This window comes from Pseudomonas sp. NFACC24-1, assembly GCF_900115235.1.
In the GTDB taxonomy this organism is placed as follows: Bacteria; Pseudomonadota; Gammaproteobacteria; order Pseudomonadales; family Pseudomonadaceae; genus Aquipseudomonas; species Aquipseudomonas fluorescens_AA.
The window spans coordinates 105,309-123,279 of sequence record NZ_FOVS01000006.1 but is presented as its reverse complement, the minus strand read 5'-3'; the positions used below and the strand labels follow the sequence as shown (position 1 = coordinate 123,279).

12 protein-coding genes are annotated in these 17,971 nt (G+C 61.0%); 6 read left to right on the top strand and 6 right to left on the bottom strand.

The genetic code is table 11. The features are described from left to right. The first annotated feature begins 156 nt into the window (after positions 1 to 156). Positions 157 to 2,277: an autotransporter outer membrane beta-barrel domain-containing protein gene (locus BM317_RS08245; protein WP_092168307.1), complete on the top strand. Its 2,121-nt coding sequence runs from the start codon at positions 157 to 159 to the stop codon at positions 2,275 to 2,277. Positions 2,278 to 2,485: 208 nt separating this feature from the next. Here the strand turns inward: BM317_RS08245 and oadA are convergent, their stop codons facing one another. Together oadA and BM317_RS08235 are read right to left on the bottom strand one after the other, a co-directional pair. Beyond that, a complete protein-coding gene (oadA, locus tag BM317_RS08240) occupies positions 2,486 to 4,294 on the bottom strand; it encodes a sodium-extruding oxaloacetate decarboxylase subunit alpha (RefSeq protein WP_092168304.1) in 1,809 nt (602 codons plus the stop codon). A gap of 102 nt (positions 4,295 to 4,396) precedes the next feature. Continuing rightward, a complete protein-coding gene (locus tag BM317_RS08235) occupies positions 4,397 to 5,812 on the bottom strand; it encodes an acetyl-CoA carboxylase biotin carboxylase subunit (RefSeq protein ID WP_025216234.1) in 1,416 nt (471 codons plus the stop codon). Between the two features lie 187 nt (positions 5,813 to 5,999). On the opposite strand from BM317_RS08235, the gene BM317_RS08230 reads away from it, so the two are divergent. Next, a complete protein-coding gene (locus BM317_RS08230) occupies positions 6,000 to 6,962 on the top strand; it encodes a LysR family transcriptional regulator (RefSeq protein WP_060739971.1) in 963 nt (320 codons plus the stop codon). Here BM317_RS08230 and BM317_RS08225 read toward each other — a convergent pair. Continuing rightward, positions 6,904 to 7,113 carry a PA3496 family putative envelope integrity protein gene (locus BM317_RS08225; RefSeq protein WP_092168301.1) on the bottom strand — a complete coding sequence of 70 codons (210 nt, stop codon included), beginning with the start codon at positions 7,111 to 7,113 and terminating at the stop codon, positions 6,904 to 6,906. The genes BM317_RS08230 and BM317_RS08225 overlap by 59 nt on opposite strands. A 275-nt stretch (positions 7,114 to 7,388) precedes the next feature. Next, the gene (hexR, locus tag BM317_RS08220) at positions 7,389 to 8,255 is read right to left on the bottom strand and encodes a transcriptional regulator HexR (RefSeq protein WP_003187110.1); all 867 of its coding nucleotides are present in this window, start codon (positions 8,253 to 8,255) and stop codon (positions 7,389 to 7,391) included. Between the two features lie 422 nt (positions 8,256 to 8,677). Here hexR and BM317_RS08215 point away from each other — a divergent pair, with 422 nt between their 5' ends. After that, complete coding sequence (locus BM317_RS08215; RefSeq protein ID WP_092168298.1) at positions 8,678 to 8,992, top strand: hypothetical protein; 315 nt, start codon at positions 8,678 to 8,680, stop codon at positions 8,990 to 8,992. A gap of 68 nt (positions 8,993 to 9,060) precedes the next feature. On the opposite strand, the gene BM317_RS08210 is transcribed toward BM317_RS08215, so the two are convergent. After that, positions 9,061 to 11,934 (bottom strand): putative bifunctional diguanylate cyclase/phosphodiesterase, encoded by a 2,874-nt coding sequence (locus BM317_RS08210; RefSeq protein WP_092168295.1) that lies wholly within the window; start codon positions 11,932 to 11,934, stop codon positions 9,061 to 9,063. Positions 11,935 to 12,195: 261 nt separating this feature from the next. On the opposite strand from BM317_RS08210, the gene uvrD reads away from it, so the two are divergent. The 3 genes from uvrD to BM317_RS08195 all read left to right on the top strand — a co-directional run bounded on the left by uvrD (position 12,196) and on the right by BM317_RS08195 (position 16,097). Further along, complete coding sequence (gene uvrD / locus BM317_RS08205; protein ID WP_092168292.1) at positions 12,196 to 14,376, top strand: DNA helicase II; 2,181 nt, start codon at positions 12,196 to 12,198, stop codon at positions 14,374 to 14,376. Positions 14,377 to 14,673: 297 nt separating this feature from the next. Next, on the top strand, positions 14,674 to 15,549 hold the full coding sequence (locus tag BM317_RS08200; protein ID WP_092168289.1) for a Tim44 domain-containing protein: 876 nt from the start codon (positions 14,674 to 14,676) through the stop codon (positions 15,547 to 15,549). A 140-nt stretch (positions 15,550 to 15,689) separates the two neighbouring features. Next, positions 15,690 to 16,097, top strand: coding sequence for an SMI1/KNR4 family protein (locus tag BM317_RS08195; protein ID WP_092168286.1), 408 nt, complete (start codon positions 15,690 to 15,692; stop codon positions 16,095 to 16,097). A gap of 11 nt (positions 16,098 to 16,108) precedes the next feature. On the opposite strand, the gene BM317_RS08190 is transcribed toward BM317_RS08195, so the two are convergent. Beyond that, positions 16,109 to 17,872 carry a cation:proton antiporter gene (locus BM317_RS08190; protein ID WP_092168283.1) on the bottom strand — a complete coding sequence of 588 codons (1,764 nt, stop codon included), beginning with the start codon at positions 17,870 to 17,872 and terminating at the stop codon, positions 16,109 to 16,111. Positions 17,873 to 17,971 lie beyond the last annotated feature (99 nt).

Sequence of the window (17,971 nt, the reverse complement as noted above, 5' to 3'; positions counted from 1 at the left end):
TCGAACCATGAAAGCCAACGAACCGCCACGCTGATCACAGCACGAGCAGCCTACAGATTTCATCCGCCGAATCTTGCCCGCGGTGAGAAAACGGCTGGCATCGCCGCCCAGGTGGAATTTTTAAAGTGCGACCTCTTCCATCAGAGGTCCCATTCGATGCCTACCCAACACCTGTTTCTGCCCCAGCATCTCGCGTTGGCAATTGCCTTGGCACTTGGCTGTGTCGAGGTTTCGATGGCGCAGTCCGTTGACGGGCCACCCCGTCCATACGAAACAACCGCCGAAATGCAGACTCGCCTCAAGGCGTTCGCAGCTACGCCGGACATCAATATCAAGCGGGTCACCAACGCCCAGGAAATGCCGCTGTCGCAGGACGACGGCGACGACCTGGTGATTGTCAGCAGGCAAGGCGAACTCGTCGGGCTCACCGACGGTGGCGGCGGCGCCAATGTCTTGCAACTGGAGATCGCCAAGGGCGGCGAGTTAGGCGAGATACGCAATATCCAGGATGTGTATTTGAAGCGAGGCGAATGGTCGAACGGCAAGGATTTCGACAGCCGCAGCCTGATTGATTCGAACGCCAAATTGATCAACACCGGCCGTATCGGTGGTGCGGTTCACGTTTTGGGTGAGTTCGCTAACCAAGGCACCGTCGCCGGACCGGTCTTCGTGGGGAAAAAGGCCAGGTTCAGCGGCAACGGGACGGTCGACGCGCTGGACGTGGCGGGCTCGCTGGAAGTCGGCCCTGACATGGGCGCCCCTTCAGTGGTCAACGACCTCAGGTTTTCCAAGGGCGCGACGCTGGTCTATGGGATCGACGCAAAGAAAGGCGGCGCCACGATCAAGGTCGGCGGCACCGCCATCCTGGACAATGCCATCTTGAAAATCGCAGCCGTACCGGGTGAATACATCGACACGAGCAGACACATCGTGATCGACGCGGATACGGTCGAGGGGGAATTCGGGAAGATCGTCAATGACCTTGCGTACATGACGGCTACAGTGGACTACACCACAGGAAAACAGGTCGGCCTGACCTACACACGTAACAATGTCCCGCTCGAACAGGCCGCGACCACTGATAACGGCCAGGCACTTGCAGCCAGCATCCTGGCGCCGGCCTCAGAACCCGTCGTCACGGCAACAGCCCCACAACCGCCTGCCACCGAGCCGCCACCCCATCACGTCACACCCAAGCCCGCGGAACCCGCAAAAATCGCCAGCGCCGCGCCCACCCCCGCCAGCCAAGCGCAAACCACCCAACCGGGCCCCAAGCCTAACGCCGCCATCAACGCCCTGCTCGGCAGCAACCTAGTCATCGCCGCCGATGGCCTCGACCAGTTGAGCGGCTACGACACCGCCGACCTGGGCAACGCTACCCTGAGCAGTGTCGCGCCCATCAGCACCGGCATGCTCGCGGCCATGGGCCAGAACACTCCGCAGGGCGCCCACGGCAATGGGCAGGTCTGGGTCCAGGCCATCGGCAACAGTGGCCGCGTCGGTAAGCATCTGGACGACTACGCGCTAAAGCATTCGACAACAGGTTTGCTGCTGGGAACCGACTGGGCGATCAACCCGACTTGGCGCCTGGGGGTCATCGGCGCCAAGAGCGAGACGCGGCTGGACGGTCATCGATTCGATGGCCGGCTCGACAGTTGGCATGTCGGCGCCTATGCCTTGCGCCAGGATGGGCCGCTGGCGCTACGCTTGGGCGCGGTGTATGGCGATCACGACGGCAGCACCAAGCGCCACGTGGCTTTCAATGGTTTCAGCGATCGACTCAAAGGTCGTTACGACGCCAACACGCAGCAGGTCTTCGGGCAAGTCGGCTACAACCTGGACGTCGGGTATTTCGATGTCGAGCCCTATGTCCAACTGGGCTACCAGCGCTACCAACGCGATCGCTTCACGGAGAAAGGTGGCGACGCGGCGCTGCGGTTCGAGAGCCAGACCCAAGACCACTACACCAGCGAGCTGGGCCTGCACCTCGCCCGCCCCTTCGTTCTTGACCAGGGAGCGCGGTTGACGCCGCGCCTGAATGTCGGCTGGAAACACCTTTATGGCGACGTCCGAGGCAGCTCCCGTCAACGTCTGGTCGGCGGCGGCAAGACCTATACCGTCGAAGGCATCGAGCTGGACCGGGACAGCTTGCTCCTGGAAGCCGGCCTGGACCTGGCCGTTTCGCCACGACACACCTTGGGGGTGAGCTACCAGGGTGAAAGCGGCCAGGACAATCGCAACGGCGCGCTGGTGGGGCAGTGGCGGATGATGTTCTGACTCATTTTCGGCAGACACCACCACCCCCTGTGGGAGCAAAGCTTGCTCGCGATGCAAGCGACTCGGATCCAGCTTGGTACCGAGGCGCTACTATCGCGGGCAAGCCTTGCTCCCACAGGCTCGCTCCTACAAGGACTGCGGAAAATTGGGCAAAAAAAGGGGAGCACATGCCCCCCCGAGGTTAAAACGTTGTATCGAGGCTGTTAACTCAGCCTTCGATCTCGATCAGGATCTCGCCCGGGTTGACCCGGTCGCCCTTGGCCACATGAATGGCGGTGACCTTGCCGGCGATGGCCGCCTGCACTTCGGTTTCCATCTTCATGGCTTCGGTGATCAGCACCGCTTGGCCGGCCTTCACCACGTCGCCCTCCTTGACCAGGACATCGACGATGTTGCCCGGCATGGTGGTGCTGACATGGCCCGGCGCAGTGGCTTGCTTGCGCTTACTGCTGCCGCCGCCGACAAACTCATTGAGCGGTTCGAACACGACCTCTTCCGGCATGCCATCGATGGACAGGTAGAAGTGACGCTTGCCTTCAGCCTTGACGCCCACACCGGTGATGTCGACACGATAGGTTTCGCCGTGAACGTCGATGACGAACTCGGTCGGTACGCCTTCGCCGCCGGCGGAACTGACGCTGCCCGCCTCGGGGATTGGCAGCAGCACTTCCGGGGTCAGGGTGCCGGCGTCGCGTTCTTCGAGGAACTTGCGACCGATGTCCGGGAACATGGCATAGGTCAGCACGTCCTCTTCGGACTTGGCCAGCGCACCGATTTCGCCACGCAGCTTGGTCATTTCCGGCTTGAGCAAATCGGCCGGACGCACGTCGATCACCTCTTCGCTGCCGATGGCCTGGCGACGCAGCTTTTCACTCACCGAACCTGGCGCCTTGCCGTAGCCGCCCTGCAGATAGAGCTTCACTTCGTTGGTGATGGTCTTGTAGCGCTCACCGGCCAACACGTTGAAGAACGCCTGGGTGCCGACGATCTGCGAGGTCGGGGTCACCAGCGGCGGGAAGCCGAGGTCTTCGCGTACCCGCGGGATCTCCGCCAGCACTTCGTTCATCCGGTTCAGTGCGCCCTGCTCTTTCAACTGGTTGGCGAGGTTGGAGATCATCCCGCCCGGTACCTGGTTGACCTGGACGCGGGTGTCCACGGCGGTGAACTCGCTTTCGAACTGGTGGTACTTCTTGCGCACGGCGTAGAAGTACAGGCCGATTTCCTGCAGCAGCTCCAGGTCCAGCCCCGTGTCGAACTCACTGCCTTTAAGGGCAGCGACCATCGATTCGGTGCCCGGATGGCTGGTGCCCCAGGCGAAGCTGGAAATCGCGGTATCAATGTGATCGGCACCGTTTTCGATGGCCTTGAGCTGGCACATCGCGGCCAGGCCGGCGGTGTCGTGGGAGTGGATGAACACCGGCAACGATTGCTCGGCCTTCAGCGCTTTCACCAGTTCGCCAGTGGCATACGGGGTCAGCAGGCCGGCCATGTCCTTGATCGCCACCGAGTCGCAACCCATGGACTCCATCTGCTTGGCCTGGGCCACGAACGCCTCGATGGTGTGCACCGGGCTGGTGGTGTAGGCGATGGTGCCCTGGGCGTGCTTGCCGGCGGCCTTCACCGCTTCGATGGCGACCCGCAGGTTACGCACGTCGTTCATCGCATCGAAAATACGGAACACGTCGATGCCGTTGACCGCGGCCTTGGCCACGAACGCCTTGACCACATCATCGCTGTAATGGCGGTAGCCCAGCAGGTTCTGGCCGCGCAGGAGCATCTGCAAGCGAGTGTTGGGCAGCGCCGCGCGCAGTTGGCGCAGGCGCTCCCACGGGTCTTCCTTCAGGAAGCGCACGCAGGCGTCGAATGTCGCGCCGCCCCAGACTTCCAGCGACCAATAGCCGACTTTATCGAGCTTGTCGCAGATCGGCAGCATGTCTTCGGTGCGCATGCGGGTGGCGAGCAGCGATTGGTGGGCGTCGCGCAGGATTGTGTCGGTTACAAAGATTTTCTTGGACATTTCAGGAGCTCCTCATAGCGGCAAGCTTCAAGCTACAAGCTGCAAGTAAAAGCTGATCCGCTCTCACTTGTAGCTTGGCGCTTGCAGCTCGCCGCTGCTTGTTCATAAGCCTGCGTGGGCGGCAATGGCGGCGGCGATGGCCAGGGCCAGCTCTTCGGGTTTGCGCTTGATCGAGTAGTTGGTCAGTTCAGGGTGGCTTTCAACGAAGCTGGTATTGAACTGGCCGCTGCGGAATTCCGGATTGCGCAGGATCTCCTGGTAATACGCGGCGGTGGTCTTGACCCCCTGCAGGCGCATGTCATCCAGGGCTCGCAGGCCACGGTCCATCGCTTCTTCCCAGGTCAACGCCCAGACCACCAGTTTCAGGCACATCGAATCGTAGAACGGCGGAATGGTGTAGCCGGTGTAGATCGCCGTGTCGGTGCGTACACCCGGGCCGCCAGGGGCGTAGTAACGGGTGATCTTGCCGAAGCTGGGCAGGAAGTTGTTTTTCGGGTCCTCGGCGTTGATCCGGAACTGCAACGCGAAACCCCGGTGCAGGATGTCTTCCTGCTTGACCGACAGTGGCAGCCCGGAAGCGATGCGGATCTGTTCGCGAACGATGTCGATACCGGTGATTTCTTCGGTGATGGTGTGTTCCACCTGCACCCGAGTGTTCATCTCCATGAAGTACACCTCGCCTTCGGCGAGCAGGAACTCCACGGTGCCGGCATTCTCGTAGCCCACGGCCTTGGCCGCGCGCACCGACAGGTCGCCGATGTAGGCGCGCTGCTCGGGCGTCAACTGCGGGCTCGGGGCGATTTCGATCAGCTTCTGGTTGCGACGCTGGATCGAGCAATCACGCTCGAACAGGTGCACCACGTTGCCGAAACTGTCCCCCAGGATCTGCGCTTCGATGTGCTTTGGGTTGACGATGCATTTTTCCAGGAACACTTCCGCCGAACCGAATGCCTTGGTGGCTTCGGAGATGACCCGGGGGAAGGCCTGTTCCAGTTCTTCCCGACTGTTGCAGCGACGGATACCGCGACCGCCGCCGCCAGACGTGGCCTTGAGCATCACCGGGTAACCGATCCGATCACCTTCGGTCAGCGCTTCTTCAATGCCCGATACGTTGCCTTCGGTGCCTGGCGTGACCGGCACACCGGCCTTGATCATGCTGCGGCGCGCTTCGGTCTTGTCGCCCATGCGGCGAATGACTTCCGCCGACGGGCCAATGAATTTGATGCCGCGTTCAGCGCAGATGTCCGCCAGTTCGGCGTTTTCCGAAAGGAAACCGTAACCGGGGTGCAAGGCATCGCAGCCGGTTTCCACCGCCAGGTTCACCAGTTTGCGCGGGTTGAGGTAGCCGGCCAGCGGATCGGCGCCGATGCTGTGGGCCTCGTCCGCACGCTTGACATGCAACGCATGACGGTCCGCGTCGGAGTAGACCGCGACCGAGCGAATGCCCATCTCGGCGCAAGCGCGCACGATGCGGACGGCAATCTCACCACGGTTGGCGATCAGGATCTTTGTTATCAATTGGAGGTTCCCTTGAGCCGGTGATACCACGGCCTGAGGTCCAGGCCGACGCGTGACCAGATGTAACAATTGGTCGCAGCTCCACACTAGTCCTGGCTGTGGATTAACAAAAATGAATAATTATTGGGTCGTGCATAAGCAAAGACTTATAGTTGCATTATCCGTCCCACTCCAGAGTGCCTAGAAAATGCGTAAGTCATTGATGCGTATGACATTGCGTCAATTGCAGATTTTCAACGAGGTGTGCGACCTGAGGTCTTACAGCCGTGCAGCCGACGAAATGTCTCTCACACAACCGGCCGTTAGCCTACAGATCCGATCCCTGGAAGAGCTGATTGGCCAGCCGCTGTTCGAGTATGTCGGCAAGAAACTCTACATGACCGAAGCCGCCGAAGCCCTGCAACGTGCCAGCCGAGACATCTTCGGGCGCCTGGAAAACCTCGATATGCAGCTCTCGGACATGCAGGGGTCGCTGCAAGGCCAATTGAAGCTGGCGGTGGAGTCCAGCGCCAAGTACTTCGTCCCGCACCTGTTCGCCGCGTTCAAGCGCCAGCATCCGGAGGTCAATCTGAACCTCACGGTGGTCAACCGGGGCCAGGTCATCCGCCGCCTCTCGGACAACCGTGACGACCTGGTGATCATGTCCATGGTGCCCCAGGACATGGGCCTGGAGTTCCTGCCCTTCCTCAACAATCCGATCGTCGCCGTGGCGCCGCCCGATCATCCGCTGAGCCACCTGGGTCCGCTGCGCTTGCAGGACCTGGAGCCCTACACGCTGCTGTTGCGCGAACCGGGGTCCGGCACGCGACTGGCCTGCGAGGAATACTTCAAGGAGAAACGGGTGCATTTCACCCAGACGCTGGAAGTGGCGTCGGCGGAAGCCCAGCGCGAATGCGTGGTGGCCGGGCTGGGCGTGGCGCTGTTGACGCGCCACGCCGTGAGCCGGGAGCTGTCGTCCGGCGCACTCATCGAGCTACCGGTGGAGGAGTTGCCGCTGTACCGCAGTTGGTGCCTGGTGCAGGCCAGGGCCAAGCGCCTGTCACCGGTGGCCCATGCCTTCCTGGCGTTCGTGCGCGGCGAGCGCGCTCAGATCATTGGCCTGGTTGAGCGTTTCGACGGGAAACCGCCGACGATGCCTGCCAGTAATTGAATTCTGCCACGTCAGGAAATTCGCTGATCTCGGCCAGGAGCTGGCGCTGCTCATAGCGGTCTTCGATGGCGCGACGGAACGCCATGCGGCGCTGATCTTCCTGCTGACGACGGGTTTTGACGGCGCTGCGTTCTTCGTAGGACTGGGTCATGTCGAGACTCCCAAGACGTATACGGGAGTTTCACGATGACGGCGCGCGATGACCGTTTGGCGGCGCGGGAGTTACAGAACGATGAATTCCGGCGATTGGATCTTTTGGAGGGTAAGCCTGTGGCGAGGGGATTTATCCCCGTTGGGCTGCGAAGCAGTCCTCCCAAGAAGCCCCCACTTCAAATAGATACCCCTGAGGACAGCTTGGGACTGCTGCGCAGTCCAACGGGGATAAATCCCCTCGCCACAAGAGCGCTTGCCCTACTGACTTGGGATTTAGTCGTCCAGCGCCTTCACCGACTTGGGCGACAGCCGCAGGCTGCGAAGGCTGCGCTTCACGCTCTTGAGGTGGTTGACCAAGCTCGGGCCACGGGCCATGGCGACGCCCATTGCCAAGACGTCGATCACCACCAGGTGGGCGATGCGCGAGGTCAGCGGCGTGTAGATCTCGGTGTCTTCATGCACGTCGATGGCCAGGTTCACCGTGGACAGCTCCGCCAGTGGCGTCTGGCTCGGGCACAAGGTGATCAGCGAGGCACCGCTTTCACGCACCAGGTTCGCGGTGATCAGCAGATCCTTGGAGCGCCCCGACTGGGAAATGCAGATCGCCACATCGGTGGGTTTCAACGTCACTGCCGACATGGCCTGCATGTGCGGGTCGGAATAGGCTGCCGCCGTGAGCAGCAACCGGAAGAACTTGTGCTGGGCATCGGCCGCCACCGCGCCCGAAGCGCCGAAGCCATAGAACTCGACACGCTGGGCCTGGGACATGGCCGTGACAGCCTTTTGCAACGCCACCGGGTCAAGTTTCTCGCGAACCTCCATCAACGTATGCAGGGTGGTGTCGAAGATTTTCAGGCTGTAGTCCGCCACCGAGTCATCTTCATGGATCGCAAACTGACCGAAGCTCGCCCCGGCGGCCAGGCTTTGCGCCAGCTTGAGTTTCAGGTCCTGGAAACCCGAGCAACCGATGGCCCGGCAGAAGCGCACGATGGTCGGTTCGCTGATGCCCACGCTGTGGGCAAGATCGGCCATGGAGCTATGCATCACGGCCGCTGGATCAAGCAGTACGTGATCGGCGACTTTCAGCTCCGACTTGCGCAGCAAGTGGCGTGACTGGGCGATGTGTTGCAACAGGTTCAAGGCGCTGGACTCTTGTTATGGGCAAATGCCGGGATGTAGCAAGCTTGTAGTTATACTACAAGAATTGGCGCTTTGCCCGTCCAAAACGTAACTGGATTGCCGCGCTGCCCCCTTGTTTTGGCCGAGGATCGCCAGATGTAGCAGCCTGGGCCTTGGCGCAAACCCTCTGCGCTGCCGATCGGTTGATCCCCAGACGCGACCTGAGCCTCTGGCTGGGGGAAACCATCTATTCAATCACTGACTACTTCCCCAACAACATACTCCAGCCGTCATCGATAATATGACCCACGGAAAATCTGGCAACTCACTCGACAACTAACGTCTTCTTACAATCCCAATCGCAATTTCCCAGACACCATCAAGTCAAAGTCGATATATTGGCTCCCGCAGGACGCAATCAACTAACTACAGGAGTTACTATCATGAAAATCACAACTAAAGATTGGAACGCACAAATCGATCGCATGCCAGGTGCCGCGTCGTTCCGTACCTTTGGCACTGTAACCGTCCCCCACACCGGCATTACGCCAAAGCTGGTACGAAGCCCGATGCAGGACAAGTCCTTTGATCTTCGACTGGAGTTGGAACTTGAATCTTCCAATGAAGTTTCACTGCCGGTCATAACCGACAAAGTCGTCGAATACAGAGTACCGGGCGAATCTCATGTCACCGGCGTGAGCATTTTTTTCGAAGGGCAGTTGCTGCATCACATTGATGAAGTACTCGTGACCAACTAAGCGCATGTTAATAACTTCCCGCCAGACACTAAAAGCGTCTGGCGGGAAGTTCCAATCGAGGACCGGGTTCATTCCGTCAAGTGCTGCATCCGCAACAACCCGGCCAACCCATCAGCTTCCACTGGCCGACTGATCAGATAACCCTGCACCTCATCGCAACGCTCGTTCCTGAGGAAATCGAGCTGCTCCTGCCGCTCGACGCCTTCGGCCACTACCTTGAGCGACAGCCCATGGGCCATTGCAATGATTGCCCGGGTAATGGCGGTATCCACGCTGCCCTCGCCCAGCCCGCGAATGAATGCCTGGTCGATCTTCACGTAGTCCACCGGGATACGTTTGAGGTAGCTCAGGGATGAGTAGCCGGTGCCAAAATCGTCGATCGCCAGTTTGACCCCAAGGTCACGCAATTGCTGGAATGTGGCGATGATGTGTTCGACGCTGTCGAGCAACTGGCTCTCGGTCAACTCCAGCTCCAGGTACTGGGGTGCCAGACCGGTTTCTTCCAGCACTTGTCGCACCAGGCTGACCAGCTTGCCCTGGCGCAACTGATGCACCGACAGATTGACCGACACCCTGATCGGCTCGAGCCCCTGGCGCTGCCATTCGCACGCCTGCCAACAGGCCTGGCGCAACACGAACTCGCCAATCGGCCCGATCAACCCGGTCTCTTCGGCCAAGCCGATGAAATCCCCCGGCGGAACCCGTCCCATGGCCGGATGATCCCAGCGCACCAGCGCCTCGGCGGCGTTCAGGCGACCGGTCGCCAGGCACAGTTTCGGCTGATAAAAGACCGTCAGTTGTTGCTCTTCCAAGGCCTTGCGCAGTTGGTTTTCCAGTTGCAGGCGCTCCAGCGTGCTGGCCTGGAGGCTCTCGGTGTAGAACTGGAAGTTGTTGCCCCCCAAATGCTTGGCGTGCTGCATGGCCATGTTCGCCTGGCTGACCAGCGTGGCAATTTCCCGCGTGTTGTCAGGCAACAGGCTGATGCCGATGGAAGCACTGAGCACCAGTTCATGGCCCTCGATGGTCAGCGGAACGCGCAGCTTGGAGGCCAATCGGGTCGCCACCCGCGCCAGGCTTGAAAGGTTGCCGTAGGCATCGAACAACACCGCAAACTCATCGCCGGATAACCGGGCGATGGTATCCGCCTCGGGCAGCGCGTTGATCAGGCGCCGCGCCATTTTCTGCAACAACTGGTCGGCGATGTCATGGCCGAGGCTGTCGTTGAGCAATTTGAAACGGTCCAGGTTGATATGCAGCAACGCCAGGCTGCGCCGTCCACCCTGGCGCACCCGCTGATGCGCTTCGTTCAAGCGTTCGCGAAACAGCGAACGATTCGCCAACCCAGTCAATTCGTCGTAATGGGTCAGGTAGCGCATCCGTTCTTCGGATTCGCGCCGCGCCGAAAGATCGGCGAAGAAGCCCACTATATGGCTGACATTTCCCCGAGCATCGCGCACGACGTTCAGTTGCAGCCACTGCGGATACAGCTCGCCGTTGGCCCGTGCCTCCACCAACTCACCCTGCCAGGTGCCGTGCTGCTTGAGCGACTGGCGAATGACGGGGTAGTGCCGACGCGCATCGCGGCTGCACGGCAGGTCGACCACGTTGCGCCCGAGCATGTCCTGGATATTGAAACCGGTGACCCGCGTGAACGCCTGATTGGCGGCGAGCAACAGGTAGTTGGGGTCGAAAATCACAATACCTTCGCTGGCGGCCTCGAACACCGTGGCCGCCAGTTGGCGTTGCTGCTCGAGTTCCTTGCTGACGCTGATGTCGCGCCGGGTGCCGACCATGCGCAGCACCCGTCCGCTCGCGCTGCGCTCGACGGCCCGGCCGCGATCTTCGATCCAGACCCAGTGACCATCGCCGTGACGCACACGGTATTCGATCTGGTAATCCTCGCTGCGACCCTTGAGGTGTTCGACCAGGGCACGCTTGAGCGCCGGTACGTCCTGGGGGTGCAAGCGCGGGGTGAGGTGACTGAGCATCGCCGTGACGTATTCGGGCTCCAGGCCGAACAACTCCTTGAGCTGGGTGTGATGGACCTCGTCAGTCTGCAGGTTCCAGTCCCACAACCCCAGCTCACTGGCCTTGAGGGCCAGGGCCAGACGCGCCTCGCTCTTGCTCAGGGCCTGGCTGGCGACCTCCAGTTCAAGGCTGCGTTGCGCAACCCGCGCCTCCAGGCCAACCTGGGCCGCCCGCAGTTTCTCTTCGGCCGAACGACGTTGCTCGACCTCTCGGGCCAGCGCCTCGTTGAGCAATGCACTGCGGGTTTGGGTTTGCTGCAGATGCTCGATCAGGGCCTGGTTCTGGAAGCGTCGCAGCATGCCACTCTGGATCAAGCGATTGACTTGCCAGGCCACCACGCTCAGGGAAACCAGCACAATCAGGCCCAGCCAGCCCCAGCCACGTTGCTGCTCATCGCCACCCCAGAAGAGATAACCGATGGCCGGCAACAGGCAGGGCAAGGTGAAGGACAGGAACGCTGGAAGGCTCACGGCATAAGCCACACTGGCCGACAGCACCGCCGCGCCAATCAGGCCGAACACCCAGGCCTGCTGCTGGAAGCTGTCGGCCGGGACCAGCGCGATGCCAGCCCCGGCCAGCGTCAGGCCGGTCATCGCCGAGCCCAGCAAAAACATGCGCAACCAGATCGGGTGCGCCTGGCGGCTTGGCATCGCCGAATCGAAAGCCGCCACCTGGATTACCCGCAGCGCCACCAGCGACAACAACCAGACGAGCCAGACGCTGACCAGGAAATAGCGCCGCGGCTCCCATAACAGCGCGGCGCAGACCAGACCATTGAGCAGCATGAACAACGTAGGCAGCAGTGAGCCTTGATACAACAGACGTGTGCGCTCGACCGCCATCTCCGTGGCGTACTGCTTGCAGATGACCCGCGGTTCCACACAGGGGCCCGCCGGATCGGAATTGAGGGTCATTGGCACTGTTCTTGTTCTTATTCAGTCAAGCGTGGAGAACCCGAAACGAGCACCGAGCATACACAAGCCATGGGCCATCCCACACTGCCCCAGCTCATAAAAACAAGGAAAAAAGTCGCTATTTCATTAGGTGGCACCCCTCCGGAGCGAGTCCCGCCAACGCCTGTAGCCTGTGACCCGCCGGTCATCACCCAGCGGTCTTTTATCGGCTGATGCAAAGCTCGGTTTGCCCGGGGTGACGCCGCACCCTAGAATGCGCCGATGCGCGATGATCTCTCCCTTCTGCTGAACTCCCTCAACGATGCCCAACGTCAGGCCGTAGCTGCCTCCGTGGGTCGTCAGTTGGTCCTGGCCGGTGCCGGCTCCGGTAAAACCCGAGTGCTGGTGCACCGTATCGCCTGGTTGATCCAGGTCGAGAACGCCTCGCCCCATTCGATCCTGTCGGTGACGTTCACCAACAAGGCCGCGGCCGAGATGCGCCATCGCATCGAACAACTGATGGGCATCAACCCCGCCGGCATGTGGGTCGGCACCTTCCACGGCCTGGCGCACCGCTTGTTGCGGGCGCATTGGCAGGAAGCCGGGTTGAGCCAGACCTTCCAGATCCTGGACAGCGACGACCAGCAGCGCCTGGTCAAGCGGGTGATCCGCGAACTGGGCCTGGACGAACAGCGCTGGCCCGCCCGCCAGGCCCAATGGTTCATCAACGGCCAGAAAGACGAAGGCCTGCGCCCGCAGCACATCCAGGCCAGCGGCGACTTGTTCCTGGCGACCATGCGCAGCATCTACGAAGCCTACGAGGCGGCGTGCCAGCGTGCCGGGGTGATCGACTTTTCCGAGCTGCTGCTACGGGCCCTGGACCTGTGGCGCGACCATCCAGGCCTGCTGGCCCACTATCAAAAGCGCTTCCGGCATGTACTGGTGGACGAATTCCAGGACACCAACGCCGTGCAATACGCCTGGTTGCGCTTGCTCGCCAAGGGCGGCGACAGCCTGATGGTGGTGGGTGACGACGATCAGTCGATCTACGGCTGGCGCGGCGCCAAGATCGAGAACATTCACCAGTACTCGGCAGACTTCCCTGACGCCGAAGTCATCCGCCTGGAACAGAACTACCGCTCAACCGCCGGCATCCTCAAGGCCGCCAACGCCCTGATCGCCAACAACACCGGGCGCCTGGGCAAGGAACTGTGGACCGACGGCGGCGAAGGCGAAGCGATCAACCTCTACGCCGCCTTCAACGAACACGATGAAGCCCGCTACGTGGTGGAAACCATCGAAAGTGCGCTGAAAACCGGCCTGGCCCGCAGCGACATCGCCATCCTGTACCGTTCCAACGCCCAATCGCGGGTGCTGGAAGAAGCGTTGCTGCGCGAACGGATCCCCTACCGCATCTATGGCGGCCAACGCTTCTTCGAGCGTGCTGAAATCAAGAACGCCATGGCCTACCTGCGCCTGCTCGAAGGTCGCGGCAACGACGCGGCCCTGGAGCGGGTGATCAACGTGCCGACGCGAGGCATCGGCGAGAAAACCGTCGAAGCGATTCGCGATCATGCGCGCCACAGCCACGTGTCCATGTGGGAAGCCATGCGCCAACTGGTGACCAACAAAGGCGTGACCGGTCGCGCCGCCGGCGCCCTGAAGGCCTTCATGGACCTGATCGAAGACCTGGCCGCCAAGTGCGGGGAGATGCCTCTGCACTTGATGACCCAGACCGTCATCGAGCAGTCCGGCCTGATCGCCTACCACGAAGCGGAAAAAGGCGAGAAAGGCCAGGCCCGGGTGGAAAACCTTGAGGAGCTGGTCAGCGCCGCGCGCAACTTCGAGAACACCGAAGAAGACCAAGACCTGTCGCCGCTGTCGGCCTTCCTGGGTCACGCCTCCCTGGAGGCCGGCGACACCCAGGCCGACGAACATGAAGACAGCATCCAGCTGATGACCCTGCACAGCGCCAAGGGCCTGGAATTCCCCTACGTGTTCCTTGTGGGCATGGAAGAAGGCCTGTTCCCCCACAAGATGAGCCTGGAAGAACCGGGACGCCTGGAAGAGGAACGGCGCCTGGCCTACGTTGGTATCACCCGTGCCATGCAGAATCTGGTCATGACCTACGCCGAAACCCGACGCTTGTATGGCAGCGAGACCTACAACAAGGTGTCGCGCTTCGTACGTGAAGTGCCGAAGGGCCTGATCCAGGAAGTGCGGCTGTCCAACAGTGTCAGCCGACCGTTCGGTGGCGGCCAGCAACAAAGCAGCAGCCTGTTCGGCGGCAGCGACATCCCGGAAACCGGCTTCAGCCTCGGCCAGACCGTGCGGCACTCGGTGTTCGGCGACGGCGTCATCCTCAACTTCGAAGGCGCCGGCGCCCAGGCCCGGGTGCAGGTGAACTTCAGCGAAGGCAGCAAGTGGCTGATGCTGGGGTATGCCAAGCTGGAAGCGATCTAAAGATTTATGTAGGCCCCTGTGGGAGCGAGCTTGCTCGCGATAGCGGTCGATCAGTCATTATTGATGCTGACTGACACACCGTTATCGCGAGCAAGCTCGCTCCCACAGTTGTTCTGGGAAACATTTCCGATAGAACTTGTTCCTCTTTCCTACAGCCCAAAGCGAACAAGCCCTCTTACGCGGTTGAAGCTGAACCTAACCTGTCACGCAAAAGCCGGAAACACTCTGCCGCTAGCCAGCAACAGTTCACCTGTGCAACATGGCCCGCGTGCTATCCACAAATGGGAATGCCTTTATATGAAACGTTTTCTTAGCGTCGCCATGGCGTTGTGCATCGGCCTGACGATGGCCATCGATGCCAATGCTGCCAAGCGCTTTGGCGGTGGTAAAAGCTCGGGGGCAGCCCCGACTCACCAGACCAGCCAGATGGCGCCGTCCTCTGCCGCCGGCTCCACCGCTGCCACCGCAGGCGCGGCCGGTGCCGCAGGCGCTGCCACCAAGGCCAGCGGTGCTTCGCGCTGGCTCGGCCCCCTGGCCGGCATCGCCGCCGGTGGCCTGCTCGCCTCCATGTTCATGGGCGACGGCTTCCAGGGCATGCAGATCTTCGACATCCTGATCATGGCGGTCATCGCCTTCCTGGTCTTCCGCTTCATTGCCGCTCGTCGTCGCAAGCAGCAGGAGCAATTCGCTCCAGCCGGCCACGCGCCGATGCAGCGTGAAGTGTTCAACCAGCAGCCTGCCAGTGGTTCGATCTTCGGTGGTTCGGCAGCGCCTGCGGCCGCTCGTCCGGTCATCAATGCGCCGGCCTGGTTCAACGAGCAGCGCTTCATCGAAGCCGCGCGCAACCACTTCATGGCCCTGCAGCAGCATTGGGACGCGAACGAAATGGACAAGATCGCCGAGTTCGTGACCCCGCAACTGCTGGAGTTCCTCAAGCGCGAGCGAGCCGAGCTGGGTGATGGCTTTCAGTCCACCTACATCGATAACCTGCAGGTGCAACTGGACGGTGTCGACGATCGCGCCGACAAGACCATCGCCACCCTGACCTTCATCGGTGTGTCGAAGGATTCTCGCTTCGACAAGGGCGAAGCGTTCAGCGAAAGCTGGAACATGGAACGCGCCCAGGGCGATGACCAGCCTTGGCTGGTGGCAGGTATCCGCCAGAACGGTTGAACCTTTGACCGTTTTGCATGTTGAAATAAAAGAACCCCGGCCCAGGCCGGGGTTTTCTATTTCGCGGTTGCATCTATAGCGAGCTACTGTATAAACCGCTTCATATAAAACCGCGCCATCGAGAAAGAGGATCCCCGGACGTGGAAGAAATCATCGAACAATTGCGTGAAGCCAACGAACCCGTACCGGTCCCGCTGGAATTGCCCGACGAAGATTTGCTGGTAGAGATCGAAGAGCAGCTGTTCATCGATATCCCATTCGTCTTCAGGGAGTTTTTGCTGACCGTCAGCGATGTCGTCTACGGCAGCCTGGAGCCGGTGACCGTCACCGATCCACAATCCCACACCTACCTGCCGGACGTGGCCGCCAACGCCTGGGATGCCGGTGTCGACCGCAGCCTGGTCCCGATCTGCCAGGACGGTGACGATTACTACTGCGTCGAAGAGGACGGCACGGTAGTGCTGTGGCAGGCAGAAGAAGAACTGATCGCCGAGGAAACCTGGGAATCGGTCTGGCACTGGGCCCGGGACGTCTGGCTGGAAAGCTGACCCGTCGCCGGTCAATGCCCGGACGACTCCTTGTGGTTGTCCAGGGTTTCAAGCAAGGCCACCTGCATCCGCGTATGCAGGCGGATGAACCAGCGCCAGAGCAGCGCCGCCACGGCAGTCGCCACCACGGCGATCAGTACGAGCACCTTGTTGGTCGGCAGAATGCTGGCCGACAAGGCTGCCAATAGCAGGAAAATCACCAGCAGCGAGAGAATCGGGATCACTTCTGCGATCACCCGACGCACACGCTGGGTGTGGCGCCCAGCCATCTCCGGCTTCACGCCCATCTCCGCCAACAGCATCGACAGCGCCTTGAGCTTGCGGTACGCGGCGATCAGGAACGGCAGCGACAGCAGCAACGCCCCACCCCAGATCAGTGCTTTCTGCCAGCTCGGGTCGCTGATCCATGCTTGCAGGTAAGCCGACATCCGCTCGGCGAAAAAACCACCCGAGACAAAAATCGCAATCACCAGCGCCAGATTGACGCCGACCTGCAGCAAAATTCGCCGGATCATCGACGCCACCATCGCCCCTTCACCCTGGGGTTGGATGCTACGCAGCCATTCGCCGTACATCCCCAGCACCCGCGTCAGGCGCTGGGGCATGACCGTCGCCAACTTGACGGACAACGGGTCGGCAGCCCGGATCAGGTACGGCGTCAGCAAAGTGGTCAACACCGAGACGGCGACCGCGACTGGATAGAGGAAATCGCTGGTGACCTGCAGGGTCATCCCCAACGACGCGATGATGAAGGAAAACTCGCCGATCTGCGAAAGCCCCATCCCTACGCGCAGCGAGGTGCGTCCATCGTTGCCCGCAATAAAGGCACCGAGGCCGCAGGACAACATCTTACCGAGCACCACTGCGCCCGTGATCACGGCAATCGGCCAGGCGTACTGCAGCAGTATCGCCGGATCGAGCATCAACCCGATGGCGACGAAGAAGATCGCGCTGAACAGATCACGCACCGGCTCCACCAGGCGCTCGATCTTCAGCAGCTGCCGGGACTCGGCCATGATCGCACCGATCAGGAACGCCCCGAGCACCATGCTGTATTCCAGTTTCACCACCAGCAGGCAGAAGCCGAAACACAGGCCGAGCACGGTAATCAGCAGCATTTCGTTGCTGTCGAACTTCGCCACGTAGGCCAGCACCCTCGGCACCAGCAGAATGCCGATGACCAACGCGACGATCATGAACAGCGACAACTTGCCGACGGTGGAAAATACCTCGCCAGAGCTCACGGTGCCGCTGACGGCAATGCTCGATAGCAAGGCGATGATGCCAATGCCCAGGATGTCCTCGACGATCAACACCCCGAAAATCAGCTGGGCGAAGCGCTCGTTTTTCATCTTCAGGTCGTTGAGCGCCTTGACGATGATCGTGGTGGACGAAATGGCCAGGATGGCACCGAGGAACAGCGAGTCCATGGTGCTCCAGTCGAACCAGCGGCCGATTTCGTAGCCGATCCAGATCATCAGCACAATTTCGAGGAACGCCGCGATGAAGGCCGTGGCGCCGACCTTGAACAGTTTGCGCAGGCTGAATTCCAGGCCCAGGCAAAACATCAGGAAGATCACCCCGAGCTCGGCCAGGGTCTTGATCGTGTCTTCGTCATGGATAAAGCCGAACGGTGGCGTATGCGGACCAATGATGAAGCCGGCCACGATGTAGCCCAATACCACCGGTTGTTTGAAACGATGAAAGAGTACGGTCACCAACCCCGCCGCCATCATGATGATCGCCAAATCCTGGATGAAACTGATGGCATGCATGTCGGGGCTCCCTGTTCAAAATGACTCACTGCAGAGCTGGAGAAATCCGTTTCCTCTGTAGGAATTGCCCTCGCAACGGGCTTTTGAAGGGTAACACCG

What these genes read in the sequence shown, in the direction of transcription:
- BM317_RS08225 (WP_092168301.1), bottom strand. Translation starts at nt 7,113, where the DNA reads ATGACCCAGTCCTACGAAGAACGCAGCGCCGTCAAAACCCGTCGTCAG.
- BM317_RS08230 (WP_060739971.1), top strand. Translation starts at nt 6,000, where the DNA reads ATGCGTAAGTCATTGATGCGTATGACATTGCGTCAATTGCAGATTTTC.
- BM317_RS08245 (WP_092168307.1), top strand. Translation starts at nt 157, where the DNA reads ATGCCTACCCAACACCTGTTTCTGCCCCAGCATCTCGCGTTGGCAATT.
- BM317_RS08190 (WP_092168283.1), bottom strand. Translation starts at nt 17,872, where the DNA reads ATGCATGCCATCAGTTTCATCCAGGATTTGGCGATCATCATGATGGCG.
- BM317_RS08215 (WP_092168298.1), top strand. Translation starts at nt 8,678, where the DNA reads ATGAAAATCACAACTAAAGATTGGAACGCACAAATCGATCGCATGCCA.
- oadA (WP_092168304.1), bottom strand. Translation starts at nt 4,294, where the DNA reads ATGTCCAAGAAAATCTTTGTAACCGACACAATCCTGCGCGACGCCCAC.
- uvrD (WP_092168292.1), top strand. Translation starts at nt 12,196, where the DNA reads ATGCGCGATGATCTCTCCCTTCTGCTGAACTCCCTCAACGATGCCCAA.
- BM317_RS08210 (WP_092168295.1), bottom strand. Translation starts at nt 11,934, where the DNA reads ATGACCCTCAATTCCGATCCGGCGGGCCCCTGTGTGGAACCGCGGGTC.
- BM317_RS08200 (WP_092168289.1), top strand. Translation starts at nt 14,674, where the DNA reads ATGAAACGTTTTCTTAGCGTCGCCATGGCGTTGTGCATCGGCCTGACG.